At 45.0% G+C, this 24,739-nt stretch carries 22 protein-coding genes, 1 pseudogene and 2 other annotated features; of the genes and pseudogenes, 20 read left to right on the plus strand and 3 right to left on the minus strand.

Annotated features, from left to right (window positions below; genetic code table 11):
* Window positions 1–15: 15 nt before the first annotated feature.
* Window positions 16–1,176, minus strand: coding sequence for a cation diffusion facilitator family transporter (locus I592_RS17100; RefSeq protein WP_010779325.1), 1,161 nt, complete (start codon window positions 1,174–1,176; stop codon window positions 16–18).
* A 289-nt stretch (window positions 1,177–1,465) separates the two neighbouring features.
* On the opposite strand from I592_RS17100, the gene I592_RS17105 reads away from it, so the two are divergent.
* The 13 genes and pseudogenes from I592_RS17105 (at window position 1,466) to I592_RS17165 (ending at window position 16,188) form a co-directional block, all read left to right on the plus strand.
* The gene (locus I592_RS17105) at window positions 1,466–1,768 is read left to right on the plus strand and encodes a hypothetical protein (RefSeq protein ID WP_010779324.1); all 303 of its coding nucleotides are present in this window, start codon (window positions 1,466–1,468) and stop codon (window positions 1,766–1,768) included.
* 193 nt (window positions 1,769–1,961) lie between these two features.
* Entirely contained in the window at window positions 1,962–3,062 is a 1,101-nt protein-coding gene (locus tag I592_RS17110; RefSeq protein ID WP_010779323.1) for a glycerol dehydrogenase, read from the plus strand.
* 89 nt (window positions 3,063–3,151) lie between these two features.
* Window positions 3,152–3,715, plus strand: coding sequence for a glycerol-3-phosphate responsive antiterminator (locus I592_RS17115; RefSeq protein ID WP_010779322.1), 564 nt, complete (start codon window positions 3,152–3,154; stop codon window positions 3,713–3,715).
* 100 nt (window positions 3,716–3,815) lie between these two features.
* The gene (locus tag I592_RS17120) at window positions 3,816–5,261 is read left to right on the plus strand and encodes an FGGY-family carbohydrate kinase (RefSeq protein ID WP_010779321.1); all 1,446 of its coding nucleotides are present in this window, start codon (window positions 3,816–3,818) and stop codon (window positions 5,259–5,261) included.
* Entirely contained in the window at window positions 5,258–6,769 is a 1,512-nt protein-coding gene (locus I592_RS17125; RefSeq protein ID WP_010779320.1) for an FAD-binding oxidoreductase, read from the plus strand. The genes I592_RS17120 and I592_RS17125 overlap by 4 nt, the downstream gene beginning before the upstream one ends.
* A gap of 12 nt (window positions 6,770–6,781) precedes the next feature.
* Window positions 6,782–7,657, plus strand: a complete 876-nt coding sequence (locus I592_RS17130) for a DUF7973 family transport facilitator (RefSeq protein ID WP_010779319.1) — start codon at window positions 6,782–6,784, stop codon at window positions 7,655–7,657.
* A gap of 394 nt (window positions 7,658–8,051) precedes the next feature.
* Window positions 8,052–10,023: pseudogene (locus I592_RS22315) on the plus strand (C40 family peptidase).
* Between the two features lie 239 nt (window positions 10,024–10,262).
* Complete coding sequence (locus tag I592_RS17140) at window positions 10,263–10,841, plus strand: TetR/AcrR family transcriptional regulator (protein ID WP_010779316.1); 579 nt, start codon at window positions 10,263–10,265, stop codon at window positions 10,839–10,841.
* A 141-nt stretch (window positions 10,842–10,982) separates the two neighbouring features.
* Window positions 10,983–12,323, plus strand: coding sequence for an aldehyde dehydrogenase family protein (locus tag I592_RS17145; RefSeq protein ID WP_010779315.1), 1,341 nt, complete (start codon window positions 10,983–10,985; stop codon window positions 12,321–12,323).
* 9 nt (window positions 12,324–12,332) lie between these two features.
* Complete coding sequence (locus I592_RS17150) at window positions 12,333–13,226, plus strand: phosphate acyltransferase (protein ID WP_010779314.1); 894 nt, start codon at window positions 12,333–12,335, stop codon at window positions 13,224–13,226.
* Window positions 13,227–13,229: 3 nt separating this feature from the next.
* A complete protein-coding gene (buk, locus tag I592_RS17155; RefSeq protein WP_010779313.1) occupies window positions 13,230–14,300 on the plus strand; it encodes a butyrate kinase in 1,071 nt (356 codons plus the stop codon).
* 82 nt (window positions 14,301–14,382) lie between these two features.
* Window positions 14,383–15,501, plus strand: coding sequence for an NAD(P)-dependent alcohol dehydrogenase (locus tag I592_RS17160; RefSeq protein WP_010779312.1), 1,119 nt, complete (start codon window positions 14,383–14,385; stop codon window positions 15,499–15,501).
* Window positions 15,502–15,516: 15 nt separating this feature from the next.
* Window positions 15,517–16,188, plus strand: a complete 672-nt coding sequence (locus I592_RS17165) for an Mpv17/PMP22 family protein (protein WP_010779311.1) — start codon at window positions 15,517–15,519, stop codon at window positions 16,186–16,188.
* A gap of 100 nt (window positions 16,189–16,288) precedes the next feature.
* Here I592_RS17165 and I592_RS17170 read toward each other — a convergent pair whose 3' ends face one another.
* Window positions 16,289–16,723, minus strand: a complete 435-nt coding sequence (locus tag I592_RS17170; protein ID WP_010779310.1) for an OsmC family protein — start codon at window positions 16,721–16,723, stop codon at window positions 16,289–16,291.
* A 171-nt stretch (window positions 16,724–16,894) separates the two neighbouring features.
* Here I592_RS17170 and I592_RS17175 point away from each other — a divergent pair, with 171 nt between their 5' ends.
* A complete protein-coding gene (locus tag I592_RS17175; RefSeq protein WP_010779309.1) occupies window positions 16,895–17,752 on the plus strand; it encodes a formate/nitrite transporter family protein in 858 nt (285 codons plus the stop codon).
* 95 nt (window positions 17,753–17,847) lie between these two features.
* Window positions 17,848–18,561: a nitroreductase family protein gene (locus tag I592_RS17180; protein WP_010779308.1), complete on the plus strand. Its 714-nt coding sequence runs from the start codon at window positions 17,848–17,850 to the stop codon at window positions 18,559–18,561.
* A gap of 36 nt (window positions 18,562–18,597) precedes the next feature.
* On the opposite strand, the gene I592_RS17185 is transcribed toward I592_RS17180, so the two are convergent.
* Entirely contained in the window at window positions 18,598–19,575 is a 978-nt protein-coding gene (locus I592_RS17185; protein ID WP_010779307.1) for a YncE family protein, read from the minus strand.
* Window positions 19,576–19,701: 126 nt separating this feature from the next.
* Window positions 19,702–19,933, plus strand: a binding site (T-box leader).
* 124 nt (window positions 19,934–20,057) lie between these two features.
* Window positions 20,058–20,284 (plus strand) — a binding site (T-box leader).
* A gap of 180 nt (window positions 20,285–20,464) precedes the next feature.
* Here I592_RS17185 and trpE point away from each other — a divergent pair.
* From trpE to I592_RS17210, 5 genes are read left to right on the plus strand one after another with little or no spacing between them, the layout of a single operon-like run.
* Complete coding sequence (gene trpE / locus I592_RS17190; protein WP_010779306.1) at window positions 20,465–21,814, plus strand: anthranilate synthase component I; 1,350 nt, start codon at window positions 20,465–20,467, stop codon at window positions 21,812–21,814.
* A complete protein-coding gene (locus I592_RS17195; RefSeq protein WP_010779305.1) occupies window positions 21,811–22,335 on the plus strand; it encodes an anthranilate synthase component II in 525 nt (174 codons plus the stop codon). The genes trpE and I592_RS17195 overlap by 4 nt, the downstream gene beginning before the upstream one ends.
* Entirely contained in the window at window positions 22,336–23,349 is a 1,014-nt protein-coding gene (gene trpD, locus I592_RS17200) for an anthranilate phosphoribosyltransferase (protein WP_010779304.1), read from the plus strand.
* Entirely contained in the window at window positions 23,349–24,107 is a 759-nt protein-coding gene (gene trpC, locus I592_RS17205; protein WP_010779303.1) for an indole-3-glycerol phosphate synthase TrpC, read from the plus strand. Before trpD ends, trpC begins: the two co-directional genes overlap by 1 nt.
* On the plus strand, window positions 24,104–24,703 hold the full coding sequence (locus tag I592_RS17210; protein ID WP_010779302.1) for a phosphoribosylanthranilate isomerase: 600 nt from the start codon (window positions 24,104–24,106) through the stop codon (window positions 24,701–24,703). Before trpC ends, I592_RS17210 begins: the two co-directional genes overlap by 4 nt.
* The last annotated feature ends 36 nt before the right edge of the window (window positions 24,704–24,739 follow it).

The following is a 24,739-nucleotide window of genomic DNA, read 5'->3' on the forward strand; positions in this document are numbered from 1 at the left end:
CCAATGCCTTTCGTTTTATAGAAGATAGGTGCGATCAAAGGTGATCACTAGTTTTGCGGGTTCCCCTTGTGAGATGAAGCGGGCGCTGATTTGGTCCTGTAATTCTGAGTTCGATACTTTCTTTAATTCTTCAGGAACCACCAAGTCAAAATAGATCGTTTCAGGCGTGGTGGTCTTATCTACCCTCAAGTCATGAAAGCGAAGGTGTTGATGGCTTTCTTTTAAAACCTTTTTTAGTTCCGGCGCAATCCGTTTGAAGTCTGGATCGTCAAGGGGGTAGGGGTCCACGTGACACACCAAGTCAACGCCTAAATTTTCTTTGACCTCGTATTCGATGGAATCAATCACCTCATGGGCGTGTGACAAGGTCCAATCCTGATCGACCTCGATATGGACAGACGCAAAGATGCTGTTTGGTCCATAGCTGTGAATCAACAGGTCATGGTATCCGATAATATTAGGAAAATTATCGAGGTGCTTCCGAATGGCTAATACCTCGGTATCTGGCGGACGAACCCCCATCAAATCATTGATAAAGCCTAAGATCATTTTGACTCCTGAGTAAATAATGTACAGGGCAATCAAAAAACCGATGTAGCCATCGATGCGCCAACCGCTGAACCATTCAATGATCGCGGAGATCAAAACAGCGATGGTCGTATACACGTCATTGATACTGTCCTGCGCAGTGGCCCTTAACGTATCTGAATGAATTTCCTTGCCTAATTTTTGATACATAAACGATTGCCAAAATTTCATTAAAATGGATAAAATCAACACGATATAGACAATTGGGGTCAGTAACACGCTGCTGGGATGAAGAATCTTAAGAAAGGAACTGTCCAAGAAACGGATGCCGACATAGGTGACTAAAATAGAAATAATAAAGCCGCTGATGTATTCAAACCGTTCATGTCCGTAGGGGTGTCCTTCATCAGCCGGTTTTCCCGCGATCTTAAAGCCTGCCAGAGTGATAACCGAAGAGGCGGTATCCGACAAGTTATTCATGGCATCTGCCATGATCGAGACGCTTCCTGAAATAGAACCGATAAAAAATTTGGCTAAAAAAAGCATGAGATTAGAGATCAACCCTAAAATCCCTGCTAGTATGCCAACGCTTGTCCGTTTGTTGCCTTTCCAGCGTTGGGTAATTTTGTTTATTAAAAATGGTAACATCGTAATCATCCTTCTCAAATCAATTAGTACCAGTATAACTGAAAGTTCTGACAATAAGAAGTTAAATCTATTAACACTTATTCTTTTGGGTAAACTTTATTTGTTTGGAGTTTACTTTAAAACAAATGTCATTTTTTGACGATTTTTAATAAAAAATTTGCAGATATCTCAGCCATTTAAAATGTAAACACTTTATAATGTAGTTGTAAAGGGATTCAAAAACGGGAGGATCAAACATAAGGAGAACCATGTAGATATAACCTTATGGAAAATTCAAACGAACAACGTTGTGACAGCGCTAGATGATTTTATTGAAGATTGGAAAGTTTCAAAGAACAGTGACCTTGATGAGTACCTGCGCAGCTACCCAGGGTATTTCAAGAGTGACGAGCCGACACGAGAAGCTATCCGTCTTGTTTTGGGCTATGCGAAAGAGTTAATGGATGGCAACCGTGACTGTGTTGGATTTTATGAAAATAAGATTTGGCGCACAGAAAGCGGCGAAAGTGTGCGGATGACCCATTTCCACGAGCGCTCCATCTCAAAATTGATGCAAAAAATCGTGAAGGATCGAGCGTGCGAAGAGAAGTAACGAGTGACGATCCTTGCTCTGGCGCGCTAGAACAGCTTTTATTCATTGAATGGATTAGGTAGAAAAGCAAAAGGGTTGAAAACGATTTCTTGACGTGGTATATTGTCAGTGGTTGACAGACAAACAAGCGAAAGGCAACCTCCTACTTGGAGTGTGCCTTTTTTTGTGTCTAAAAATGGAGGAGGAAGAAACGATGACCAAAATTTTTGTAAGTCCATCAGATTTCATATTAGGAAAAAATATTTTAAAAACTGGGAAAGACTATTTAACGAAATTCGGAACGAAGCCCTTTTTATTAGGGGATTCTTTCGTCATGGAGATGGTCGGGAACGACTTTGCCGATTATCTCAATGGGGAAGAATTTGATGTGCAGAAGCAGGTGTTTGAAGGGGAAGCCTCGATGGCAGCGATCGAGAAGTTCACCTCTCAAACTAAAGAATTGGCGGCGGACTTCATTATCGGGATCGGCGGAGGAAAGACGATCGATACCGTGAAAGCCGTGGCCCACAATCTATCCATCCCACTAGTAATCATCCCCACCTTGGCGTCAACAGATGCGCCGACATCGCGAATGTCTGTTATTTATAAAGAAGACGGCAGTTTAGAAAATTACTTGTTCTATGGAAAGAATCCTGATTTGGTCATGGTAGATAGCCAAGTCGTCGCAAATGCCCCTTCTCGATTCTTAGCCGCTGGGTTTGGCGATGCGTTATCCACGTGGATCGAAGCGAGAGCCATCAAAAAAGCCGAGCAGTCTACGATATTGCAAGCCAATCAAACATTGACCTCACTTGCCATCGCGGAAAAATGTGAGAAAATCATCTTTAGCTATAGCCGTCAAGCCATCCAGGCGAATGAAGCGAAGGTCGTGACGCCCGCATTAGAATACGTCATTGAGGCGAATATCTTAATGAGCGGACTGGGCTTTGAAAGTGGAGGGACTTGTGCGGTTCATCCGATCCAAAATGCCTTTCTCGTTCTTGGTCGCGGCAAAAACTTAATGCACGGCGAACGTGTGGCGTTTGGTATTTTGTGCCAATTGATGATGGAAGGGGTAGAAACGGAAGAATTCGATCGTTACCTTGAGCTATTATTGGAATTGAATCTGCCGACTACTTTAGCCGATCAAGGGCTTGAGGATATTACTGCGGATGAATTAAGAGCAGTTGGAGAAACGGCGACGGCCCCATGGGAGTCTATCCATAAATTGCCAGCCGAAGTCTCTGCGGAGAGTGTGATAGACGCGATCTTAGCAGTGGATCGCTACGTGAAGGCGTACAAAGAGAAACATTAATATTGACAGCGTTTTCCTCTGTGGGCTACTATCGATCTACAGCACCCGATCTACACCACCGTTTTACAACTTAACAGGGGGAAAAAGAGATGGCTTATTTGAAAGAATTGATTGAGGACAATCCGGTGATCCCGGCAATTAACCATATGAAGCAGATCGATGAAGTGATCGCGCTTGATGCGGAGGTCGTTTTCGTACTATGCGGCGACATCATGAGCTTGCCCAAAATCGTCAAACGCTTAAAGGATGCAGGCAAGACTGTTTTGATCAACATCGATTTGATCGACGGTCTGGCAGGAAATCGAATCGCTGTCGACTATATTCGGCGCACGGCGAAGGCAGACGGCATCGTCTCTATGAAGGCAACCTTGATCGTTGAGGCGAAACGGTTAGGCTTGATGACAGTCCATCGCTATTCTATGATGGATTCGCGCTCGTTGATCGCTTTGAAAAAGCAATACCAGATCTCAAACGCTGACGTGGTTGAGATCATGCCTGGCTTGATGCCTTCAATCATCAAGCAGGTGAATGAAGCGGGACCGACACCCGTGATCGCCAGCGGACTGGTCTGTGAAAAGCAGGATATCTTAAATGCGCTGAATGCCGGTGCGATCGGCATCTCAACGACGAATAAAGAGTGCTGGAGCATTTAACAATTAAATAGTAGAAACTGACAGGTTGCTAGAAACGAGGGAAAGGCAGGCTCTTCATTGAGTGTGCCTTTTTTTATTTTAAAAATTAGGAGGAACTAGAATGGGGAAATATATTTTATCCATCGACCAGGGGACGCAATCGACAAAAATCAGTGTGTTTGATTTTGAAGGCAATGAGCTGTGTTCAGCCAAACACCCTTTACAGGCGATGGTCACGGCACCAGGCGGGATCGCTGAACAGCATGAGGATATTTACGAGAGCATCGTGGAGACCATGCAGGAGCTGATGGAAAGATTCACTGGTGATCCAAAGGAAATTATCGGAATCGGGCTGGGGAGTATCCGTTTTGATCGTGTATTAATGAAGAAAGACGGTACATTGGCAGAGCCGATCCAAACATGGATGGATGAACGGATCGGTTATCCGTATCAAGGCACAAATCCAGAAGTGGCTTATTTATCGGCAGACACGGGGTATTTGACGGTACGGATGACAGGGAATTTTGTGGATACCTTTTCGAATTACGCAGGAGCATGGCCGATCGATCCTGAAAAATGGGATTGGAGTGACAATCCTGATCTATTTGACTACTTTGGGATGCCGCGAGACATGCTATTGGAGTTGAAAATGCCTGGCGACGTTTTAGGAACACTGCTGCCGGAAGAAGCAGCACGAATGAATGTGCCCGCTCATTTACCAATCATCGCGACGGCCAATGACAAAGCGGTAGAGGCATTGGGGGCAGGCTTGATTGATGAGGATACGGTCTTGATCTCGTTAGGGACGTATATCGCGGGAATGATCGCGAATGAGTACACCCCCTTTGATCCCGAATTGCCTTATTGGTCAAATCCAGCATCGATACCGAATGTTTTCTTAAATGAATCTGGCGGCATCCGTCGGGGGATGTGGATGGTTAGCTGGTTCATCAATGATATTTTAGCAAAACCGTGGCAGAAAGAGGCGTTGTCTCTGGAGACGATTCCTGAAGAACTGATGAACCAAGCAGGCTTGGATGTTCCAGCCGGAAGCGATGGTTTGATGACCGTCCTCGACTGGCTGCCCCATCAGCAAGCGCTGTACCGCAAAGGAACGATCCTTGGCTTTGATGAACGGCATACGAATGCCCATATCTATCGTTCGATTCTAGAGGCCATCGCCTACACGATGAAATTAAATGTAGATGCCATGCTGGATCGTCAGAAAATCACTCGCAGTAAATTAGTGATTACTGGTGGGGGATCAAATAGTGATCTCTTCATGCAGATCTTTGCGGATGTCTTCAATCTGCCAGCTACACGAAATGTCATCAACGGTGCAGCTTCCCTCGGGGCAGCGCTCAATGTCGCTGTTGGATTGGGTGTGTATCCCGATTATGAAACAGCGATCGAAAAAATGGTGCGTCAAGCAGATACCTTTGAACCAAATGCGGAAAACGCAGACGTCTATCAAACAGCCGTTAAAAACTATGCGTCTATTCGCGACATCACCGATCAATACTATAAAACAGCAAATGAAGTAACAGAAGGGGCGTTTACAGAATGAAAACAACAGAAAACTATGTAGCAGATATTACGATCGAAGAAGCGAAAAATAAAACAATCACGAATCAAGAGATTGTCGATAAACTTATTGAAATTGTCGGAAAAGACCATGTCGAGACGGATCAGAAGGAACGAGAAAAGAACAGTATCGATACCTTCCGAAAATGGCAAAAGGCACAAGAATCCTACACACGGCCGATTCCAGAAGCCATCGTCAAGGTGCACACAGCAGAAGAAGTCTCAAGGATTCTCGTTTTTGCGGATCAAAACGGGATCAATGTCGTTCCGCGGACGGGAAATTCCGGCATCGAGCAAGGCCTAGAGAGTGCCCGCAAGCTGTACATTCTAGTAGACGGCTCTGAAATGAATACGGTCATCAACATCGATACAGAAAATATGCAGGTGACGGCACAAGCCGGGACTTCCCTAGAGGAATTAGAAAACCACCTGCGGAAGATGGGCTATACAACGGGGCATTCACCCCAGTCTAAGCCGGCCGCACAGCTCGGCGGATTAGTAGCGACGCGCAGTATCGGTCAATTGTCTACCTTATATGGGGGAATTGAGGATATGATCGTTGGTCTCGAGGCGGTCTTGCCGACGGGGGAAGTGATTCGCATCAAGAATGTGCCGCGACGCGCAGCAGGCCCGGATATTCGTCATATTTTTGTTGGGAATGAAGGGGCGATCGCCTTCATCACCGAAGTGACGGTGAAGCTGTTCAGCTATCTGCCGGAGAATTCCCAATACATGATTTGGCAGTTTGAAACGTTAGAAAAGGGCTGGAAAATGCTGCGGGAGGTCATGGTAGCTGGCTACAAGCCTGCTGTTGCTCGGGTCTATGATGCGGGCGATGCCAGTATCCACTCCTTCTCAAAGGGAGTCGAGGACAAGCACATCTTGATGTTCTCAACAGAAGGAAATGCCTTGATCTCTGAGGCGACAGCAAAAGGGATCAAAGAAATCGTCGCGCAGGATGCTGAATTTAAAGAGATGGACAATCAAGTAATGATTGATTGGCTAAATAACTTAAACTGGGATCACCAGCGGATCAATGAGGAAATCGCGGAGTTTGGACGGACCGGCCATGTCGGCTACACCACGGAAATATCAGCGGGCTGGAGCGAGATCCACGCGATTTTTGAAGCAGTAGTCGCACGGGTGATGAAGGAAGTGCCGAACATGGATGGCATTGGCGGGCATTCGTCTCACAGCTATATCAATGGAACGAATATCTATTTTGTTTATGGCTATCAGGTGAAATCGGATGATCCAGAGGATGAAGTGACGAAATACCATCATTTGGTAAATAAAATCATTGTGGAGGAAACCTTGAAGCGCGGCGGCAGTATGTGTCACCATCATGGAATCGGTAAAGCGCGTGCGCCGTATGTGAAGGATGAATATGAATCTTCATTTATCGTATTAAAGAAATTGATGCAGGCATTTGATCCAAACAATACGATGAATGCGGGGACGATCATCCCGATTCCTTTCTACGAAGAATAGGAGGAAAAAACGATGGATATGTTTTTAGCATTGGTAGGCGCTTTTGCCGGCGGGGTCTTCGGTGCCTTGTTCGGCGGCACGACGCTCTTCATCTTTATGGGATTGATGGTGCTTTTGGGATCAGCGATCGCGTTATCTGGTGGGGGTGATACATTTTTACTGCAGGTCGCATTTGGAACATCCTTTGCGCCTCATATCGCCTTTGTAGGTGGTGTAGGGGCAGCGGCCTTTTACGGACGTCACCGAATGAATTTGTCTCATGATGAAGAATTTGCCAAAAGTATCGAAGGATTTACCGGGGCGGACACCATCACCCCTTTAATGAAAATGAAAGATATTCCGACGTTGCTTGTCGGCGGTTTGTTCGGAGTGGTGGGTTTTCTACTCGTTACTGCCTTAACAGTGATGGAATCGCCGATGGATGCCAGTGCAACCACGGTAGCTGCCTCAGGGATATTGGCGCGATTGCTATTTGGCAAAAGCGGGCTGACTGGAAAGTTTTCGACCGGGGAAAAGCGTTATGATCTCTCGGCGAATCATTTAGTTTTCACGGCTATCTGGATAGCTGCACTGGCTGTCGTCACCTTCCAAGTGGTGAGCATGACTCAAGTAGATGTGTTGATGTTCGGATTTAGCGGATTGTCCTTGATCGTCTTATATTTTGGACTGCCGATACCAGTGACCCATCATATTACTTTAGTGACGGGAACAGCGACCTTGATGTTTGGAAATATGGCGATTGCGATCGCCTTTGGATTACTTGCGGGCTTTTTGGGGAATTTTTTCCAACGGAGCTTCAATACGAATGTTGACAGCCACGTAGACAACGCGGCATTGACGATCGTGGTATGCACGCTGCTGATGACAGGGATACAGGCGATACTTTAAAAAAATCTCGGATTGTCGTATTTATTATGATAATCCGAGGTTTCTTTCATTTTATGCGTATGTTTACTATATAAAAATGTCAAAAAATAATAATTAAAACGATTCGTATTTTAAAATTATTATTAATAAATTGATTTCATTCGCAATCATATTTTTTGAATATATCTTTTAAGAAGAAAATATAAACACATAAATAAGCTGATTTATCAGTATTTTGAGCGGTGAAGGGGGAGGTGCATCAGCAATACATATACTTTATTTTTGATAAAATTGAAGATTCTATGAAGTATGGTCGTGTCTTTAGACACACCATTAAATTAATGTTAATATAGTGAGTAATTAAGGAAAATAATTATATACCACCGTGTATTTAAATAAGAAATGAGGTATACATGTGAAGTACAACAAAATGATAAGCTTGCTAGCGCTGGGAACTTTATTTGGGCCGACTCTTTTATCTTCACAACAAGTTTTTGCGGATGAAAGCAGCACCGTCGCAAGTACAACTCCTGCGCCGCAGCCAACAGAAAATTCGAGTACAGAAGGAACAGACACTTCTGAAACACCAACTCCTGAACCAGTGAAACAGCATAATTTATTAGCAGATGGCACACCTATCGCGAATAATACTTTTGTCGATGGTAATGGAAACAGTGTCGCCTTTCAATACACCTCTGACAAGGGGTTAGTGGCTGGTACACTCGTTCATTATACTGTTTCCCTAGCTGAAGGATTTGAGCTGAAAGAAGTGAAAGTCATTGATACAGCAACGCAAACTGTCTTGACATCAAGCTCGGCTGTCAATGGTCAATTTACGATGGCCGATGCAGATGCTTCTGTCCATCTAGAGGTCCAAAAGAAGGAAGAACCAAAACCGGAACCAAAACCAGAGCCCAATCCAAAACCGACTCCAAAACCAGAACCAAAACCGGACAATGGCAATGGCAGCAACTCAAATAATCAAAACAATCACACTGGCGGAACAGGTACGTCAGCCAACAATGGTGCTCAAAACACACCAAAACCGGCAGAAAATCAAGCAGCTTCTAGTCAGCCAACGCAACAGGAAGCACGGCAGCCAGAAGGGGATGCCTCTGCTGCACCGGCAGATGTTCGTGTGCCTTCGAATCAACCAGCACCAACATTTAGCAACGATGTACAAACCGCGATCGTTCAAGAGGCTTATCGTTACCTTGGCAAACCGTATGTATGGGGAGCTAAAGGACCTAATGCCTTTGACTGTTCTGGGTTAGCTTACGTTGTTTATGCAAATGCAACAGGTCACAATATCGGCGGCTGGACGGGCGACCAACAATACGCTGGGACTCAGATTCCGGTTAGCGAAGCACAACCGGGGGATCTACTCTTTTGGGGGAGCGCCAACAAGTTTCACGACTCACGTGGCGATCTATATTGGCAATGGCCAATATATTCACGCACCGCAGCCTGGCGATGTCGTTAAGATCGGAAACATTAGCGACTTCACACCGACGTTTGCCGTTCGAGTGAACATTGCCGGCTTACCAAAGGCAACGGGCTCCTTATCAAATGCCTTCGGGGAATACAGCACCAATCAACCATTCATTTTTAATAAAAATCAAACGACCGATCAATTCATTAAGAAAATCGGAGAAACTTCTCGTGAGATCGGACAGAAGAACGATATCTATTCTTCCGTTATGATCGCTCAAGCCATTTTGGAAAGTGGTTCAGGAAACAGCTCATTGGCAAGCAAACCAAATTATAATTTGTTCGGGATCAAAGGGAAATTCAAGGATCAAGGCGTGACATTCCAAACGCTTGAACAAGACAATGATGGCGCGAATTTCCAAATCACATCAGAATTCAGAAAATATCCTTCCTATAAAGAATCACTGGAGGATTATGCGAAGCTGATCAAAAAAGGAATCTCAGGCAACGAGGAGTTCTATAAGTCTGCTTGGAAAGACCAAACGGACTCTTACAAGGATGCGACGAATCACTTGCAGGGCCGCTATGCCACAGACAAGCAATACGCTGAAAAGCTTAATGCGATCATCGCTGCCTACGATTTAACTGAATTTGATCATGCAAAAGAAACGAAAGTAAAAGCGGCTGGACCAGAAGTTCAGTCTGCGAAGACAGTTTTTGATGTCAATGACCGCATTCAATCTAAATTGATTGCCAGTCTGATCGACAGCCCGCGTATTCCGCAGATCATGTCGACGAAACAATTTGTTAATTTGTTCCGTGGTGAAAGCTTGATCGCGTTAGCAACGACTGCTCTGCCAACGAAAAAAGCAGCGGTAGACACGTTGCCGACAGCCGCATCAATCTCCATCACATTGAGCAATGGATTATTGGCGATCATCCCGCCGATCAACTAAAGAATCATTATAAAAAAGCTGCTGAGTGAAAACTTAGCAGCTTTTTCTCTTTTAAAAGGAAGAAAAGTGTGTGAAAATGTAATCGTATTCTTTTTATATTTAAGTAAGTAAATGAAGGATTTAGAAAAGAAAAATTTCACAAAGTAACACATTTCGTGAATTTATTTTAGAAAGTAAGAAAAATAGAAAAAGAGAGGAAAAGACTCTATTTTTGTTTTTTTAACACAGGAGAGATGACAATGAAAAGAAAACAAGAGAGCCTAGTAACGAAGCGGCGTTTGTTAGAAACCGCGTTTCAAAATTTTTATGAAGTGGGATTTGAAAATACTTCTTTAGACAAAATATCAAAAGATGCCAATGTTAGTCGCGGTGCGGCTTACTGGCATTTCAAGAATAAGTCAGAGATTTTTAGTGAAGTGATCAAAATGACCATCGAAAAAATCAAAGGAGAGAAACGGGCGATCATGCGTGACGAGGACTTGAGCTTTGAGGAAAAAGTCGTAAGAATACTGATCGTACCGTCACAAAATCAAGCGGAATTCAAATTTATGCAGCAATCACTGAAAACCATGGAGGTCTATCCAGAATTTGCGGAGCTGCTGGATATTTTCCGTGAGACGCGCGGGCGTCTGTACGAGTTCTTTTTAACGGGATTGAGAAAAGAAGGACTAAATGAGAATGAAGCAGCGGCTGTTTCCAGTATGCTTTACAATTATTTTGAAGGAATGTATGGTTCTGGAACGCCAGACGAGGTCACAAAAAATTACACACCAGAGGCCATCACCTGCAGTATTTCGATTATTTTTAGGAACATTTAAAAAAAAGGAGAACTTGTTCACAGCGGTATTTCGCGAACAAGTTCTTTTTTTCACTAAATTGACAGCGCTTTCATTAATTCGTATATTGGAATTGTTAGATACATACATGTGTGTATGTAAAAATGAAAGGAGCTTGGGAAAATGGCAATTGAGGAAATGGTACAACAGGCACGTATCGCAATGGACAAAATCAGTGGGTACGATCAGGCACAAGTGGATGAGATGCTTTACGTAATTTCGAAAGCAGTATTTGAGCAAGCAGAGCCGTTAGCAAAGTTAGCGATCGAAGAGACCAGATTAGGGCGTTTGGATCATAAAATCGGTAAGAACCAAGGCATGGCGACGAACATCTTTGCGAGCTTAAAAAACAAACCTTCTGTCGGCGTGATTCGAGAGATTCCAGAGGAAGGCTTAATTGAGATTGCACATCCTCGCGGCGTCATCGGATCAGTCACGCCAACGACAAACCCGACGATCACACCTTTGGGAAATGGTTTGATGGCATTAAAAGGAAGAAATGCCATGATCGTATCCCCGCATCCTCGTTCAAAGAAAACAACAAAGGAAACCATTGAATTGATGCGCGAAGCACTTGTCAGCATTGGTGCACCAAGAGACCTCCTGCAGGTGATTGAAGAGCCAAGTATCGAATTGTCACAAGAACTTATGCGGTCTGTCGACTTAATCGTAGCAACAGGCGGACCAGGATTGGTGAAATCGGCTTATTCTAGCGGTCACCCAGCCTATGGGGTAGGACCAGGAAATGTACAAGCAATTTTGGACCGGGATTACGATGTAGAGATTGCCGCAGAGCTTTCAGTGATCGGGCGTTCTTTTGATAACGGCATCGTATGCGCGTGTCAGCAAAGCTTGTTCTACCCAGAGGAAAAAGAAGTGGAATTGTTTGAACAATTGAAGGATAAAAAGGCAGCACTGTTCACAGAAGAAGAAGACTTAGCAAAATTACGGGACGTACTTTTTATAGAAGGAAAAGCAAATCCGGAAATGATCGGACAGGACCCTCAACGAATCGCCGAAGCGGCGGGGCTCAGCATTCCGGCAGATAGCGAAATCATCGCTGTGAAGGTCGACGCGGTCGGCAAGAAGGAGCTGTTCTGTAAAGAAAAAATGGCGCCGGTTCTCGCATTGAAGAGCTACGATACCTTTGAACAGGCTGTCGCTTTTGCTCGGGAAAATCTATTGTGGGAAGGTTCAGGACACTCGGCAGGATTGTTCAGCAACAGCAAAGAGCACCGAATTTATGCAGGAGAAGTATTGCCAGTCAGTCGTGTCGTGGTGAATCAGCCAACGATTGATGCGGGCGGATCTCCAGCTAATGGATTGAATCCGACTGTTTCGCTAGGCTGCGGCTCTTGGGGAAATAATATTATCTCAGAGAATCTGAATTATACTCATTTGATCAATATTTCCCGCGTTGCGATGCCGATTGCGCCGAAGCATGACGGCGAACCGTGGAATTAGGTGACGACGATGCAGAAATTTGATGCGTTGCTCGCAAATTTTTCTAGTAAGGAGAAGATTCGCATCGGTGTGGTTTGTGCTAACGACGAGGTGACGATTCAATCTGTCTTTCATGAAAAGGTTCGAGACTACTTGGAGCCGGTCTTGATTGGAGACGAGGCAAAAATACTCGAAATCGTCACCCAAAATGCGTTTTCTGCACGGATCGTTGCGGCGGAGACGGAGGAAAAATGTGCCGCGATAGGGGTAGAAATGGTACGAGCGGGCGAGATCGACTTTTTGATGAAGGGCCATCTTCAAACGCGGACCTTTTTAAGAGCTGTAGTGGATCGTGAAAAGGGCATTGCTGCCAGCGGCTTATTGAGCCATGTAGCATTGAATGAAATTCCTGCCTACCATAAATTATTACTGACAACAGACGGCGGGATGGTCACCGCACCAAGTAAAGAAGAGAAAAAGACACTGATCGCCCACGGAATCGAAGTCATGAATAAGATCGGCGTTGCCAAACCAAAAGTAGGCCTTTTAGCTGCGGCGGAAACAGTGAATCCGAAAATTTCGTCGTCGGTAGAAGCCGAAGAAATCATGCGGGAAATACAGTCTGAAGCACCAGAAAGCTGCTGGATCGATGGCCCGATTTCGTTGGACTTGGCTTTGAGCAAAGAGGTGGCGGCGATCAAGCATTATGAAAGTTCTGTTGCAGGCGATGCGGATATCGTCGTAGGCCCAGATATCACTACGATGAATGTTTTAGGCAAAAGTCTCACTGTTTTGGCGGGTGCCAAAATGGCTGGCCTGATTATGGGCGCCAGCGTGCCGATCGTCATGGTGTCACGCGGGTCAACGGAAGAGGAGAAGGTCTACTCAATTTTAGTCGCTATGTATTGCAGCAAGAGGGGATGACAAATGAAAATTTTAGCAATCAATCCTGGATCGACCTCTACGAAAGTTTCCTATTATGTGGATGGAGAAATCATCAAGGAACAGGGCATTTCTCATTCAACAGAAGAACTAAGAAAATTTCAAAAGGTCGTCGATCAAATGGAATTTCGTCGAGATATATTATTAGCCTTTATGAAGGAGGAGGGCATTGATCCTAAAGAATTAGACGCTGTAGCTGGACGCGGAGGGAGTTTGCCGCCGGTTTCTTCTGGGGCATATGAAGTCAATGCAGAGATGATCGACTATTTAAGAAGGGTCACGAAGATCGAGCATCCTTCAAATTTAGGGGCGATTCTAGCAAACGAAATCAAAGAACAGGGAAATGAAAAAACGCTCGCCTTGATCTATGATCCGGTGTCAGTAGATGAATTTGAGGATGTGGCTCGTATTTCTGGATTGAAGGGGATCGAACGCAAGAGTATCGGTCACGCTTTGAATATGCGGGCGGTGGCGATGAAGGTTGCACGAGAAGAAGGATTGGATTATCAAACAGCGACGGTGATCGTCGCTCACTTAGGTGGAGGAAATACCATCAGTATTCATCATAAAGGCAAGATGATCGACTTGATCTCTGATGATGAAGGGCCGTTTTCAACAGAACGTACGGGCGGATTGCCATTGAAGTACGTGATGCCCATGTGCTACGAGCATTCATTGGAAGAAATGATGCGGATCTACAAACGAGAAGGCGGCTTGAAGTCCTACGCAGGGACGAGCAACGCCAAAAAAATCGAAGAACGCGTGGCGGCTGGCGATGAAGAGCTGAAGACGGTCTATGAAGGATACATTTATCAAATTGCCAAAGGAATCGGGAGCCTGGCAACCGTGACAAACGGACAAGTGGATCGCATCGCTTTGACCGGCGGTGTCGCTTACTCAAAAATGGTCGTTTCTGAACTAACGAAACGGGTAGGCTTCATTGCGCCGATCATCACTGTTCCTGGGGAACATGAAATGATTGCTCTGTCAAAAGGAGCAGAACGGGTCGTCTTAGGACAGGAAGAATTGAAGCAATTTACCAGCTCGGATGTTTAAGACGATCAGTCTTAATAAAAGGACAGAATAAGTGTACACATTTCGTTAAAAAAACAAATGAACAGGGAAAGGGGCAACACACATGAAAATCAAAGCAGCATTAGTAAAGGAAAAGGGTGCACCCTATGAAATTACCGAACTAGAATTGGCCGAGGTCGGGTCGAAGGACGTTTTAGTAAAAATCGTCGCGTCTGGACTGTGTCGTTCAGATTACGGAGAAAGAAATGGAAACAGCATCAACTTTCCAAATGTTTTGGGGCACGAAGGTGCAGGGATCGTTGAGCAGGTGGGAAATGCGGTAACTTCCGTAGCACCGGGCGACCTCGTGATTCTGTCTTACGCGTATTGCGGGGAATGCAAGCACTGTGTAGAAGGACACCCATCCTCTTGTGAAAAATGGTTTGCGGTGAACAATATAGGGAAAAATCCTCGGGGAGAATTTGTGCTGCACACAGAAGACGGTACAGAGGTTAACAACTTCTTTAATCAATCCTCCTTCTCTACCTATAGCTTGACTGAGGAATCCAATATCGTGAAGGTAGATAAAGACGTGGATCTGCGCCTATTGGGACCATTGGGCTGCGGATTAGGAACAGGAAGCGGTGCGGTCCTGAGTGTCCTGCAACCAAAGGTCGGTGAAGGAATCGCGGTGTTTGGAACGGGAGCGGTTGGTTTCTCAGCGGTCATGGCAGCGAAAATCGCAGGCTGCTACCCGATCGTGGCAATCGACATCAATGATGGTCGTTTGGAAAAAGCGAAGGAATTAGGCGCCAGTCATATTTTCAACAGCAAAGAAAATGATCCGCAAGAATTCATTATGGGATTAACCGACGGAAAAGGGTTGGATTACGTCATCGACTCCACAGGCGTTGGACCTGTGATGACCAAAGCGCTTCACTCCCTCAGCAATTCTGGAACCTTCGTCCCACTAGCGGTTACGCAGAAAAACTTTGAAGTGAATACGTTCTTTGATCTTGTTTTCGGGAATAAAAAGGTTCGCGGGGTATTGATCGGAGATACGATCGCTAAATACCATTTACCGAATCTGATCGAATTTTACAAACGCGGGGAATTTCCATTTGACCAATTTATTAAATACTATGATTTTGAGAATATCAATCAGGCAGAGGCGGATTCTCTTAGCGGCGAGGTTATCAAAGCAGTGGTGGTGATGGACAAAGAATACCAGCCGCCTAAATGATAGGAGGAGGAGACTATGAAAAAAGGAGACATCATCTGGGTTCTTTTGTTGGCTGGATTACTGGCGTTGTTCGTGATCCCTGTGACGAGAGATCCAATCTTAGCGTCAAGTAGTGCTCATCCTTATATCGGCGGCTTTATCAAGTTCGCGATACTGGCGACGATGGGGGATATCCTAGGCAAGCGGATCGCTTCGGGAAACTATCAATTGTCGCTGCAGGTTTTATTCCGGGCGATCGTTTGGGGAATCATCGGCTGTATGGTAACACTCGTTTTTCCAGTCTTTATGGGTGGTGCCGGCGCGGCACAGGCAGGAAAACTGCTTCCTTTTGCCGGAGTGACTTTCGTCCAGGCCCTTTGCGGCAGCAGTATCATGAATCTGACCTTTGCCCCTGCGATGAATACCTTCCACCGTGTCATGGACATTTGGATCGAATCAGCAGCGGCTAACGAGCCAGTGACGTTAAAAAAAATCATCGGGAAAATTGATTGGGTGTCCTTTGTGACCTTCAATTGGTTAAAAGTTGGGATCTTCTTCTGGATTCCTGTACACACGATCGTGTTTTTATTACCAGAAAATCTTCGGGTGATCGTCGCTGCTTTTTGTTCGATCGCCTTGGGAATCATTCTCTCCTTTGCCTCGAAAAAGGGGAGCAGTGACCCGAAAGTAGAAGAAAAATTGGCATAAAAATGGGACAATGAAACTCGCAGCGCTATAAATAAAAGAAAACCGACTGTTTGATTGCTTTCTACATTGAAAGAAATCAAGCGTTCGGCTTTCTTTTTGTTTAGGGATTGATATGCAGCTCCATTTCTGGAGCATGGACGATCGTGTCTTTGACTGGACACGTTTTTTCGATAAAGGCCACCAGTGCTTCGATCTCTTCCTCGGTATTGTCCGCATCAATGTAATAATTGGTAATGATTTTAGAAAAGCCGATCTTTACATCCGGCTTGCCCTTTAAACGGTCCGAATCGATCTCACCTAAAATCTCGATCCGCATTGAATGCAGGTTGATCTGTTTTGCTTGATAAAAGAACCGAACGACCATCATTTTGCAGGCGCCCAACGAACAAAGCAGCGCCTCTAATGGATTCATCGCTTCGTTTGTTCCTCCGACACCGGTTGGTTCATCGATCATAAATTCAAATCCGCGAGAAGAGCACTTCAGCCGCATGCCGCCGAGTGATTCAACTTCAGCTTTTAATGTTTGCTTTGCCATGAAACATTCCTCCATTCTTTTACTCAATCATACGGTTTTTATTAAAAAAAATAAATAACTTGTGCAATTTTTCTCAACATTACATTTTTTTACAACTTTTCATTGAAAATATTTTGTAAATCCTGTATGATACCTGTACATTATGGCTTTTGCCAAGAAGGAAGGAACCTTATGAAATCGGATTTATTTATGGAAATTGAAGAAACACCTGCGTCTGAAAACGAAAAGCATGTGAAGCCTCATTCAGACTTGATGGCTCAGTTGGAGTATTCAATCAGTAAAAAAATGGATTTGTTTAATTCGAGTTTGCCTCGTTATGCAGTACGTTCCATGCTAGCATGTCTCTTTTTAGCTTTAGGAACGGCTATTGCTTTTTATATCGCTATTCGAATGCAGGAAGCGATTCCTGGTTTGGAAAAAATGGCGTATGCCTTTATGTTTAGCTGGTCATTGGTCATGATCCTATTTATGAATGCAGAATTAGGGACGTCGAATATGCTGTACACCACGATCGGTGTGTACAAGAAAATGATGTCCGTCTCTTTTGCGGTGAAATTATTATTTACGTGTATTTTGTTCAATTTGATTGGCGGCGTTTTATGCGGCTATCTGTTGTCATTGACCGCTCCTTTTGGACACCTAGAACCAGACAACTATATGTTTACTGGGATCGCGTCTAAATTGACAAAATCCACTGGTCAAATCTTAGTAGAAGGGATGTTTGCGAATATCGTCGTAAACACTGCCGTTTTAGTCAGTCTGCGAATGAAAGACGATGCAGCGAAGGTCATGGCGATCATCTTCATCATCTTCATCTTTGCCTTTTTAGGTTTTGAGCACGTCATCGCGAACTTCCCAGCATTTTCTTTAGCTTACTTTGCTTCTCATGGAACGATCGCTGAGATGACGGCTGGAAATGTCGCCCACAATCTATTCTTCACGCTGATTGGAAACTTTATCGGCGGCGGATTGGTCATGGGACTTGGTTATGCATGGTTGAATAACACAGAATCAAAATATGTCGATTAGGAAGTATCGGGGATTTTTCCCTGATGCTTTTTTTGTTGCGAAGGAATGAGATGTATCCTATAGTGAAAGAAACGAGCGGGAAAAGGAGGCTTTTTATGGCGTTGTATTCAAGTATTTTCACACGAAAATCGACACGTAAGTTCACGGACCAGCCGCTATCAGGAGAGGCATTGGCTGATATCAAAAGCTTTATTCAAACAATCCCTCCCTTAGTGCCAGATGCGGAGATTACCTATAAGATCGTGGGTCCAGAAGAAGTCAAGGGGATGGGTATTCCCAAGGCGCCTCATTATTTTTTGATTTATGGCAAGGAACAATTTTTAAGAAACACCTGTGCAGGATTTTTGTTTCAGCATGTGGATCTGTATTTATTTTCCAAAGGGTATGCTTCGCGTTGGCTGGGTATGCTGAAGCCGAAAGAAGCCGAGCCGAATTTTATCATTGGGATGGCCTTTGGGTATCCAGAAAAGGAAGAGAAGCGAACATTAACGGATTTTGACCGCAAGCCGCTGAAGGAAATCTCTGAAGGGACGGATTCTCGCTTAGATGCGGTTCGATTAGCGCCCTCTGGTTTAAATGGTCAGCCGTGGTATATTATTGCAAAACCAGGTGTGCTATTTGTATACAGGCAGAAGAAAATCAACGGATTGCCGGGGATCATGTATAAAATGACAGATTTGGATGTGGGGATCGCTCTATGTCATTTAGCTGTAGCGACTGAAGAGAGCGGAAAGAATTTCAACTTTGGGATCACGAAAGGTGCACCGGGTGCTCCAGATGGTTTCCTCTATTTAGGAACAGTCACGTGACACCTCTTCAAACCGTTTTGAAGAGGTGGGGTGCACTTATCGAATAAGTGAAAGTAAATCTAGCTGCAAAACCTCTTTGACGACAAAAGAGGTTTTTTTGCGGTAAGCGGCAGCGCCACTCTCAAATAGTGCGAAGAGTGTGTTGCCTTCTACATAAATCTGTTCGAGATAAGGGGGCGTCTCGATGATTTTTATGGCTTGGGAAATATCTGAGAAATCAGTGGTTTTATGAATATCAAAAATAAAAATTTGCCCAGGCTGCTTGCCCCAAGACTTTGAAAGAAGCATGAACTGTTTATAAAAGGTCACGCCTTGAATTTTTTTCGGAATCGCCATCGAGCCAAAGGGTGAAGCAAGGGGTGCAAGGTTCGGTGAGTGATTGGAAACATTTGGTTTCTGCGTCAAATTTCCCTCGTCATCGATTGGGTAGCACACGACAGTTCCACGTTCCTTCAAGGCGAACAAGGCAACCACTAAATACCCATTGTCATAGGTCAAAGCAGAGGCGCGAGGCAGTTCTTTCAAAGGGACTTTTTGTTCATAAGCAATCGTGCCCTGTTTTTCTGAATATTGGAGAATCGCTTCGAGAGTGATTGCTGCAACCGCCGCGTTTTTTCCAAGTGTATTACTGACCCATAGTTTGCGATGGATCGGATCATAGGCGAGACCGCCTGCGTGGGGCAGATCTGGCAGGAGGATCGTCTTGAGCTTGGCGCCATTTCGGCGATCCACTACGTAAATGACAGAATGATGTTCGTGGGTGTGACAATAAGCAGAGATCAGCAGATAGTCTTCCGTCAGCGTCAGTCCTTGCGGTGTCATATCTAAACACGTTGCTTTTTCGCCTTCCCGCGTGATTGAGCGGGCCTTTTTTAAGCCGGGAACAAGGTATGTTTGCTCCTCCGCAGATTGAAAAAACTCCGGGAAAACGCGCCAGACATTTCCACGGTTAAAGTAACTGCCAGATAAAAAATGGCGCAGCCAAGTGAGTGTTCCAATGTGCATGTTTTTCATCGAACTCGCCTCCAATACATTTATTTTAGCAATATATCGAAAATGGGAACAGTTTTAGGCTCTCATAGAAAAATAGTTGTCAAAAACGGTTGACAAGTTGAAGGATAACGCGTAATATTCAACGAAATAAGCGTCTTACAAAAGAGAAGTAACATAATGAATCCTTTTTCAGAGAGCTGATGGTGCTGCGAATCAGTAAGGAGAATTATGCGAATGGACTTTTGGACGAAGTTTTGAACGTATAGTAGGAACTTCCGGGAACTCCCGATATAGAGTAAGGTCGTTGTTAGACGACTGATTGAGAAATGCCTTGTTTGGCATATCCTTGAGGTGGCACCGTGGATTATCCGCCCTCAGACCAAGTTTATTTGGTCTGAGGGCTTTTTTGTTTTTAAAAAAAGGACCACCCTTGAAAAGAGTTTTTCCTCAGGTTAATGATAGGCGCATGAATTTGTCCTTCAGAGAAGCATCAATTTAATAAAACAAAAGCATAAACAAGAGAAGTAGCTAGGATAGAAAAAATCACAGAAAGTTTCGGTTGATGAGAAGAAACATTTTTTCCTTAGTGAATGGACTTGTTGGCGCGTTCTTGAACTACAGTAGGGAATGACGGGGGCTCCCGTTACAGAGTACGATCGTTGTTAGACGATTAGAGTTGCTGTTTACGAACAGTAAAAAGAGGTGGTACCGTGCTATTTGCGCCCTCAAACCAAAGTTTATTTTGGTTTGAGGGCTTTTTTGCGAGTTTTTCTTCACGCTTTAGCGTGATTAGAAAAATCGTATGCGTGACGAGAATCAAAGTTGCTTTTTCGTTTTTTTGAAAAGGAACCTCTTAGTTGTAAACAAAAAACATTTTACAGTAAAAATCAATAAATAAAGGAGCCTTAAGATGAAAAAAATTAAACAGTTATCTAATAAAAAGCTTGATCCAATCACCATTTATTATCGCTTGAAGAGTCGTGGAACCTGTATCTTTGAACGAAGATCTGAGGTTCAGGATTACGCGATCATCGCATTTGATCCAGTCAAGCTGCTGACTTTTCAAGCGGGAGAATTTCGCATCAACGGTGACAAAATTTCGTGTACCGATCCGTTAAAGGAATTGGAAAAGCAGGTTCTGATTGATGAGGAGTGTCAGGAGGAACTTCCTTTCCAAGGCGGGGCAATAGGGTATGTTGGTTACGATGTTGCTGCGTGCTACGAAGACATCGGAGAGATACCGAAAGATGAGCTGAATGTACCGGACCTGCAATTTTATCTGTATGAATCCTACGTAATTTATGACAAGCAGAAGCAAATCACTACTTTGGTGGTCGGAAACTGCTACAGCGAAGATTCAGAAGCTCGATTAGAAGAGCGAATGGGAAATCTCGAAGAAACGCTTCAACAGGAAATCGAATTGCCAGAGGGGAATCTTCCTCCGTTGACATTTACCAGTAACTTTTCTCAAGGCGAGTTTGAGGCGATCGTCAGGCAAGCGAAGAAACGAATCGTGGCGGGGGATCTCTTCCAAGTCGTACCTTCGCAACGATTGTCGGCGGCATTCACGAGTGCGCCTTTTGACTATTATCGCCAGTTGAGAAAAAGCAGTCCGTCAGCCTATCTTTACTATTTGGATTTTCCAGATGTTCAGGTGATTGGCAACTCGCCGGAGAGCCTAGTCACAGTCAAAGGTGATAATGTAACGACGAACCCGATCGCGGGAACGCGAAAACGGGGGGCGGATGAACAGGAGGACGAAGCATTAGCAATCGAGCTGCAAAACGATCCGAAAGAAATCGCGGAGCATCGGATGCTGGTGGATCTTGGCAGAAATGATTTGGGAAAAGTTGCGGTTCGCGGTTCTGTGACGGTGCCGACCTATTTGACCATCGAGCGATACCGCTTCGTTATGCATCTTGTCTCCGTAGTGGCAGGAAGGCTACAGCCAGGACGCACCGCGATGGACGCGCTGAAGGCGACCCTGCCGGCCGGAACCGTCAGCGGCGCACCAAAAATTCGAGCGATGACTCGGATTTATCAATTTGAAACAGTCAAACGTTCGATCTATGCAGGAGCGGTCGGATTTTTAGGTGTAGAGGATCAAGCGGATTTCGCCATTGCGATTCGCACGATGGTCATCAAAGACAACAACGCGCATGTGCAAGCCGGGGCAGGAATCGTTTATGATTCTGATCCTACGAGTGAATATTTTGAAACATTGCAAAAAGCCAAAGCATTGATGGAGGTAAGAAAATGATTTTACTTGTCGATAATTACGATTCCTTTACGTATAATCTGGTCCAGCTTTTGCCAGAGGATTTAACTATTTTACGAAACGATGATCCAGAATTATTAAGCACCGCAGAGAAGGCTTCCGCGATCGTCCTGTCGCCAGGACCGGGAAGGCCTGAAGAAGCGGGGAAAATCGAACTGCTGATCCGCCGCTTTTATCGCAGAAAACCGATCTTAGGCATTTGTCTCGGACATCAAGCCATCGGTGAAGTGTTCGGTGGAAAAATCATCGGTGCACCCACGATCATGCACGGAAAACAATCACGGGTCTCAGGGGAGCGGCAAGTCATGCGCTACCATTCGCTAATGATCGATCCAGAAGCTGTACCGCAGGATTTAGAAGTAACAGAGAAAGTGGACGGCTGCATCATGGCGATCCGTCACAAAAGGTATCCCGTTTTCGGATTGCAATTCCATCCAGAATCGATCGGAACAGAAGACGGCGCCAGTTACCTTACGCAATTTTTACAGAAAGCAGGGATTTAAATGCAAGAATTATTTGAAAAAGTATATCGCGGCAATGATTTATCCATTCGTGAGATGCAGCAGGTGGGCAAAGCCATTTTTGATCGGCAATTGACCGATACTCAGATCAGCGGATTGTTGGTAGGGCTGAAAGTAAAAGGCGTTGCGGCGGCTGAATTGACAGGCTTAGCACAAGTCATGCAAGGGAAAGGGACACCCATGATGGCGGCCCCCTCCGGCGTGATGGATAACTGTGGGACCGGCGGCGATCATTCCCACAGCTTCAATATTAGTACGACAGCGGCTTTTGTTTTGGCTGGTGGAGGAATTCCGATGGCGAAGCATGGCAACCGCAGTATTTCCAGTAAATCTGGCAGCGCGGATGTCTTGGAGGCGTTAGGGATTTCGTTAACAGTCAGCCCCGTGAAAATTGATTATTTATTGAAGGAAACAGGCATTGCTTTCTTATTTGCACCGAATTTACACCCAGCGATGGGGGCGGTGATGCACATTCGCAAAGAATTAGCGACGCCCACGATTTTTAATTTATTAGGACCGATCATTAATCCGTACCCATTGGAACATCAATTGATGGGGACCTACGCAGGGGAGGCCCTCACGGAAACGGCTAAAACTTTGGGACAGCTTGGGCGAAAACGCGCCATCGTTGTTCATGGACATGGTGGAATGGATGAAGCGAATCTGGCAGGAGCGACGCATTGCGCGCTGTATCAAAACGGTGCGGTGGAAGAATTTTCTTTTGACCCTGAGGAAGCTGGTTTTCAGCGGGTCCCTCTGGAGGGAATCGTCGGCGGTTCGGTTGAAAGAAACAAAGATATTTTATTATCTGTTTTGCGAGGCGTTCCTTCTGCCTATTATGAGACAGTGTTACTGAATGCCGGCTTAGGCTTTTTAGCTAGCGGACGGGTAAAAACATTGGTAGAAGGAATCAAAGAGGCGGAGCAATCCATCCTCTCAGGAGCAGCCTACGATCGTCTGCAGCAATTGATCATGAAACAACAGGAGGTGGCGTAATGGATTTTTTAACCACGATTTTGAAGGAAAAAAAACAGGAGGTCGAGGACCTAGCTTCTGTAAAACCAATGCCTGTTAAGACGCGGCCTTCCTTTTATCAAACCGTCAAAGACCAGCCGGAAACCATGCATGTGATCGGCGAGATCAAACGTGCCTCGCCATCAAAGGGAGATATTAATGAAGAGGTCGATATTTTGAAGCAGGCCAAAGCATACGAAGCGGCAGGGGTCAGCGCCATTTCAGTATTGACCGATCCTGTCTTTTTCAAGGGACACATCGAAGATCTGGCGGCAGTCGCTCAGGCAGTGAATGTGCCGATCCTTTGCAAGGATTTTATCATTGATGTGCGCCAGCTTGAGCGGGCCAAACAGGCTGGGGCGAGCATCGTACTGCTGATCGTCGCCGCCTTGTCCGCCACCAAATTAGCCGCCCTTTATCAAGAAGCAACGGCTCGCGGTTTGGAAGTGTTGGTCGAGGTACACGACGAAGACGAATTGAAGCAGGCGCAGGCAATTGGAGCGAAAATTATCGGGATCAATAACCGTAATTTGAAAACCTTCCACGTGTCAGTGCAAACCAGTCTTAATTTGGCTCAGCCGGAAGGTGAAACGGTTTATATCAGTGAATCTGGTTTTAAAGACAGAGAAGATGTCGAAAAAGTCAGCCAAAGCTATCATGGAATACTCGTAGGAGAAACACTGATGCGGGCAAGTGATCCAGCAGAAAAAATCGCGGAATTGCGGGTGAAACGAACATGACTCAAATCAAAATCTGCGGGTTAAAAACTCCGGCTGCGATCGAGGCGGCGGTAACTGCCGGCGCAACGTATATAGGGTTTGTCTTTGCAGAGAGTCCTCGTCAAGTCACTCCGCAGCAGGTTCGAAAATTAACACAAAATCTGCCAGAGGAAATTCAAAAGGTTGGTGTATTTGTTTCACCGACAAACGAAGTAGTGGAGGACATCATCGCGGAAGCGGGATTAGACATGGTCCAGATCCACGGGCCAACGAATATAACGAAGCTGTCTCGACCGATCATTCGAGCCTTTAGCAGTAACGAAGCTGAGACGATGACTTACGGGCAATATCCGTTTTATTTATTGGATGCCCCGCCCGCCAAGCTGATGGGAGGGAACGGCCGCACATTTGATTGGCAATTAATTGATCAGCGAAATCTTCTGAAAGAAAAACTTTGGCTAGCGGGAGGATTGACTGCTGAAAATGTGGGTGAAGCCATTCAGTATTTTCATCCGCGTGTCGTGGATGTCTCCAGCGGCGTAGAGACAGCAGGAGAAAAGGACTTGGCTAAAATCCAGCAATTTTGTGACGCTGTAAAAAGAACAATACGAAACTAAAAATAAACCACAAAAAAATAAAAACAGGAGTGATTA

Origin of the sequence: Enterococcus gilvus ATCC BAA-350 (assembly GCF_000407545.1) — a bacterium.
Taxonomy (GTDB): Bacteria; Bacillota; Bacilli; order Lactobacillales; family Enterococcaceae; genus Enterococcus_A; species Enterococcus_A gilvus.

Excerpts from the sequence above, each read along its gene's own strand:
- I592_RS17100 (WP_010779325.1), bottom strand. The coding sequence starts at position 1,176 with ATGTTACCATTTTTAATAAACAAAATTACCCAACGCTGGAAAGGCAAC.
- I592_RS17110 (WP_010779323.1), top strand. The coding sequence starts at position 1,962 with ATGACCAAAATTTTTGTAAGTCCATCAGATTTCATATTAGGAAAAAAT.
- I592_RS17115 (WP_010779322.1), top strand. The coding sequence starts at position 3,152 with ATGGCTTATTTGAAAGAATTGATTGAGGACAATCCGGTGATCCCGGCA.
- I592_RS17120 (WP_010779321.1), top strand. The coding sequence starts at position 3,816 with ATGGGGAAATATATTTTATCCATCGACCAGGGGACGCAATCGACAAAA.
- I592_RS17125 (WP_010779320.1), top strand. The coding sequence starts at position 5,258 with ATGAAAACAACAGAAAACTATGTAGCAGATATTACGATCGAAGAAGCG.
- I592_RS17130 (WP_010779319.1), top strand. The coding sequence starts at position 6,782 with ATGGATATGTTTTTAGCATTGGTAGGCGCTTTTGCCGGCGGGGTCTTC.
- I592_RS17140 (WP_010779316.1), top strand. The coding sequence starts at position 10,263 with ATGAAAAGAAAACAAGAGAGCCTAGTAACGAAGCGGCGTTTGTTAGAA.
- I592_RS17145 (WP_010779315.1), top strand. The coding sequence starts at position 10,983 with ATGGCAATTGAGGAAATGGTACAACAGGCACGTATCGCAATGGACAAA.
- I592_RS17150 (WP_010779314.1), top strand. The coding sequence starts at position 12,333 with ATGCAGAAATTTGATGCGTTGCTCGCAAATTTTTCTAGTAAGGAGAAG.
- buk (WP_010779313.1), top strand. The coding sequence starts at position 13,230 with ATGAAAATTTTAGCAATCAATCCTGGATCGACCTCTACGAAAGTTTCC.
- I592_RS17160 (WP_010779312.1), top strand. The coding sequence starts at position 14,383 with ATGAAAATCAAAGCAGCATTAGTAAAGGAAAAGGGTGCACCCTATGAA.
- I592_RS17165 (WP_010779311.1), top strand. The coding sequence starts at position 15,517 with ATGAAAAAAGGAGACATCATCTGGGTTCTTTTGTTGGCTGGATTACTG.
- I592_RS17170 (WP_010779310.1), bottom strand. The coding sequence starts at position 16,723 with ATGGCAAAGCAAACATTAAAAGCTGAAGTTGAATCACTCGGCGGCATG.
- I592_RS17175 (WP_010779309.1), top strand. The coding sequence starts at position 16,895 with ATGAAATCGGATTTATTTATGGAAATTGAAGAAACACCTGCGTCTGAA.
- I592_RS17180 (WP_010779308.1), top strand. The coding sequence starts at position 17,848 with ATGGCGTTGTATTCAAGTATTTTCACACGAAAATCGACACGTAAGTTC.
- I592_RS17185 (WP_010779307.1), bottom strand. The coding sequence starts at position 19,575 with ATGAAAAACATGCACATTGGAACACTCACTTGGCTGCGCCATTTTTTA.
- trpE (WP_010779306.1), top strand. The coding sequence starts at position 20,465 with ATGAAAAAAATTAAACAGTTATCTAATAAAAAGCTTGATCCAATCACC.
- I592_RS17195 (WP_010779305.1), top strand. The coding sequence starts at position 21,811 with ATGATTTTACTTGTCGATAATTACGATTCCTTTACGTATAATCTGGTC.
- trpD (WP_010779304.1), top strand. The coding sequence starts at position 22,336 with ATGCAAGAATTATTTGAAAAAGTATATCGCGGCAATGATTTATCCATT.
- trpC (WP_010779303.1), top strand. The coding sequence starts at position 23,349 with ATGGATTTTTTAACCACGATTTTGAAGGAAAAAAAACAGGAGGTCGAG.
- I592_RS17210 (WP_010779302.1), top strand. The coding sequence starts at position 24,104 with ATGACTCAAATCAAAATCTGCGGGTTAAAAACTCCGGCTGCGATCGAG.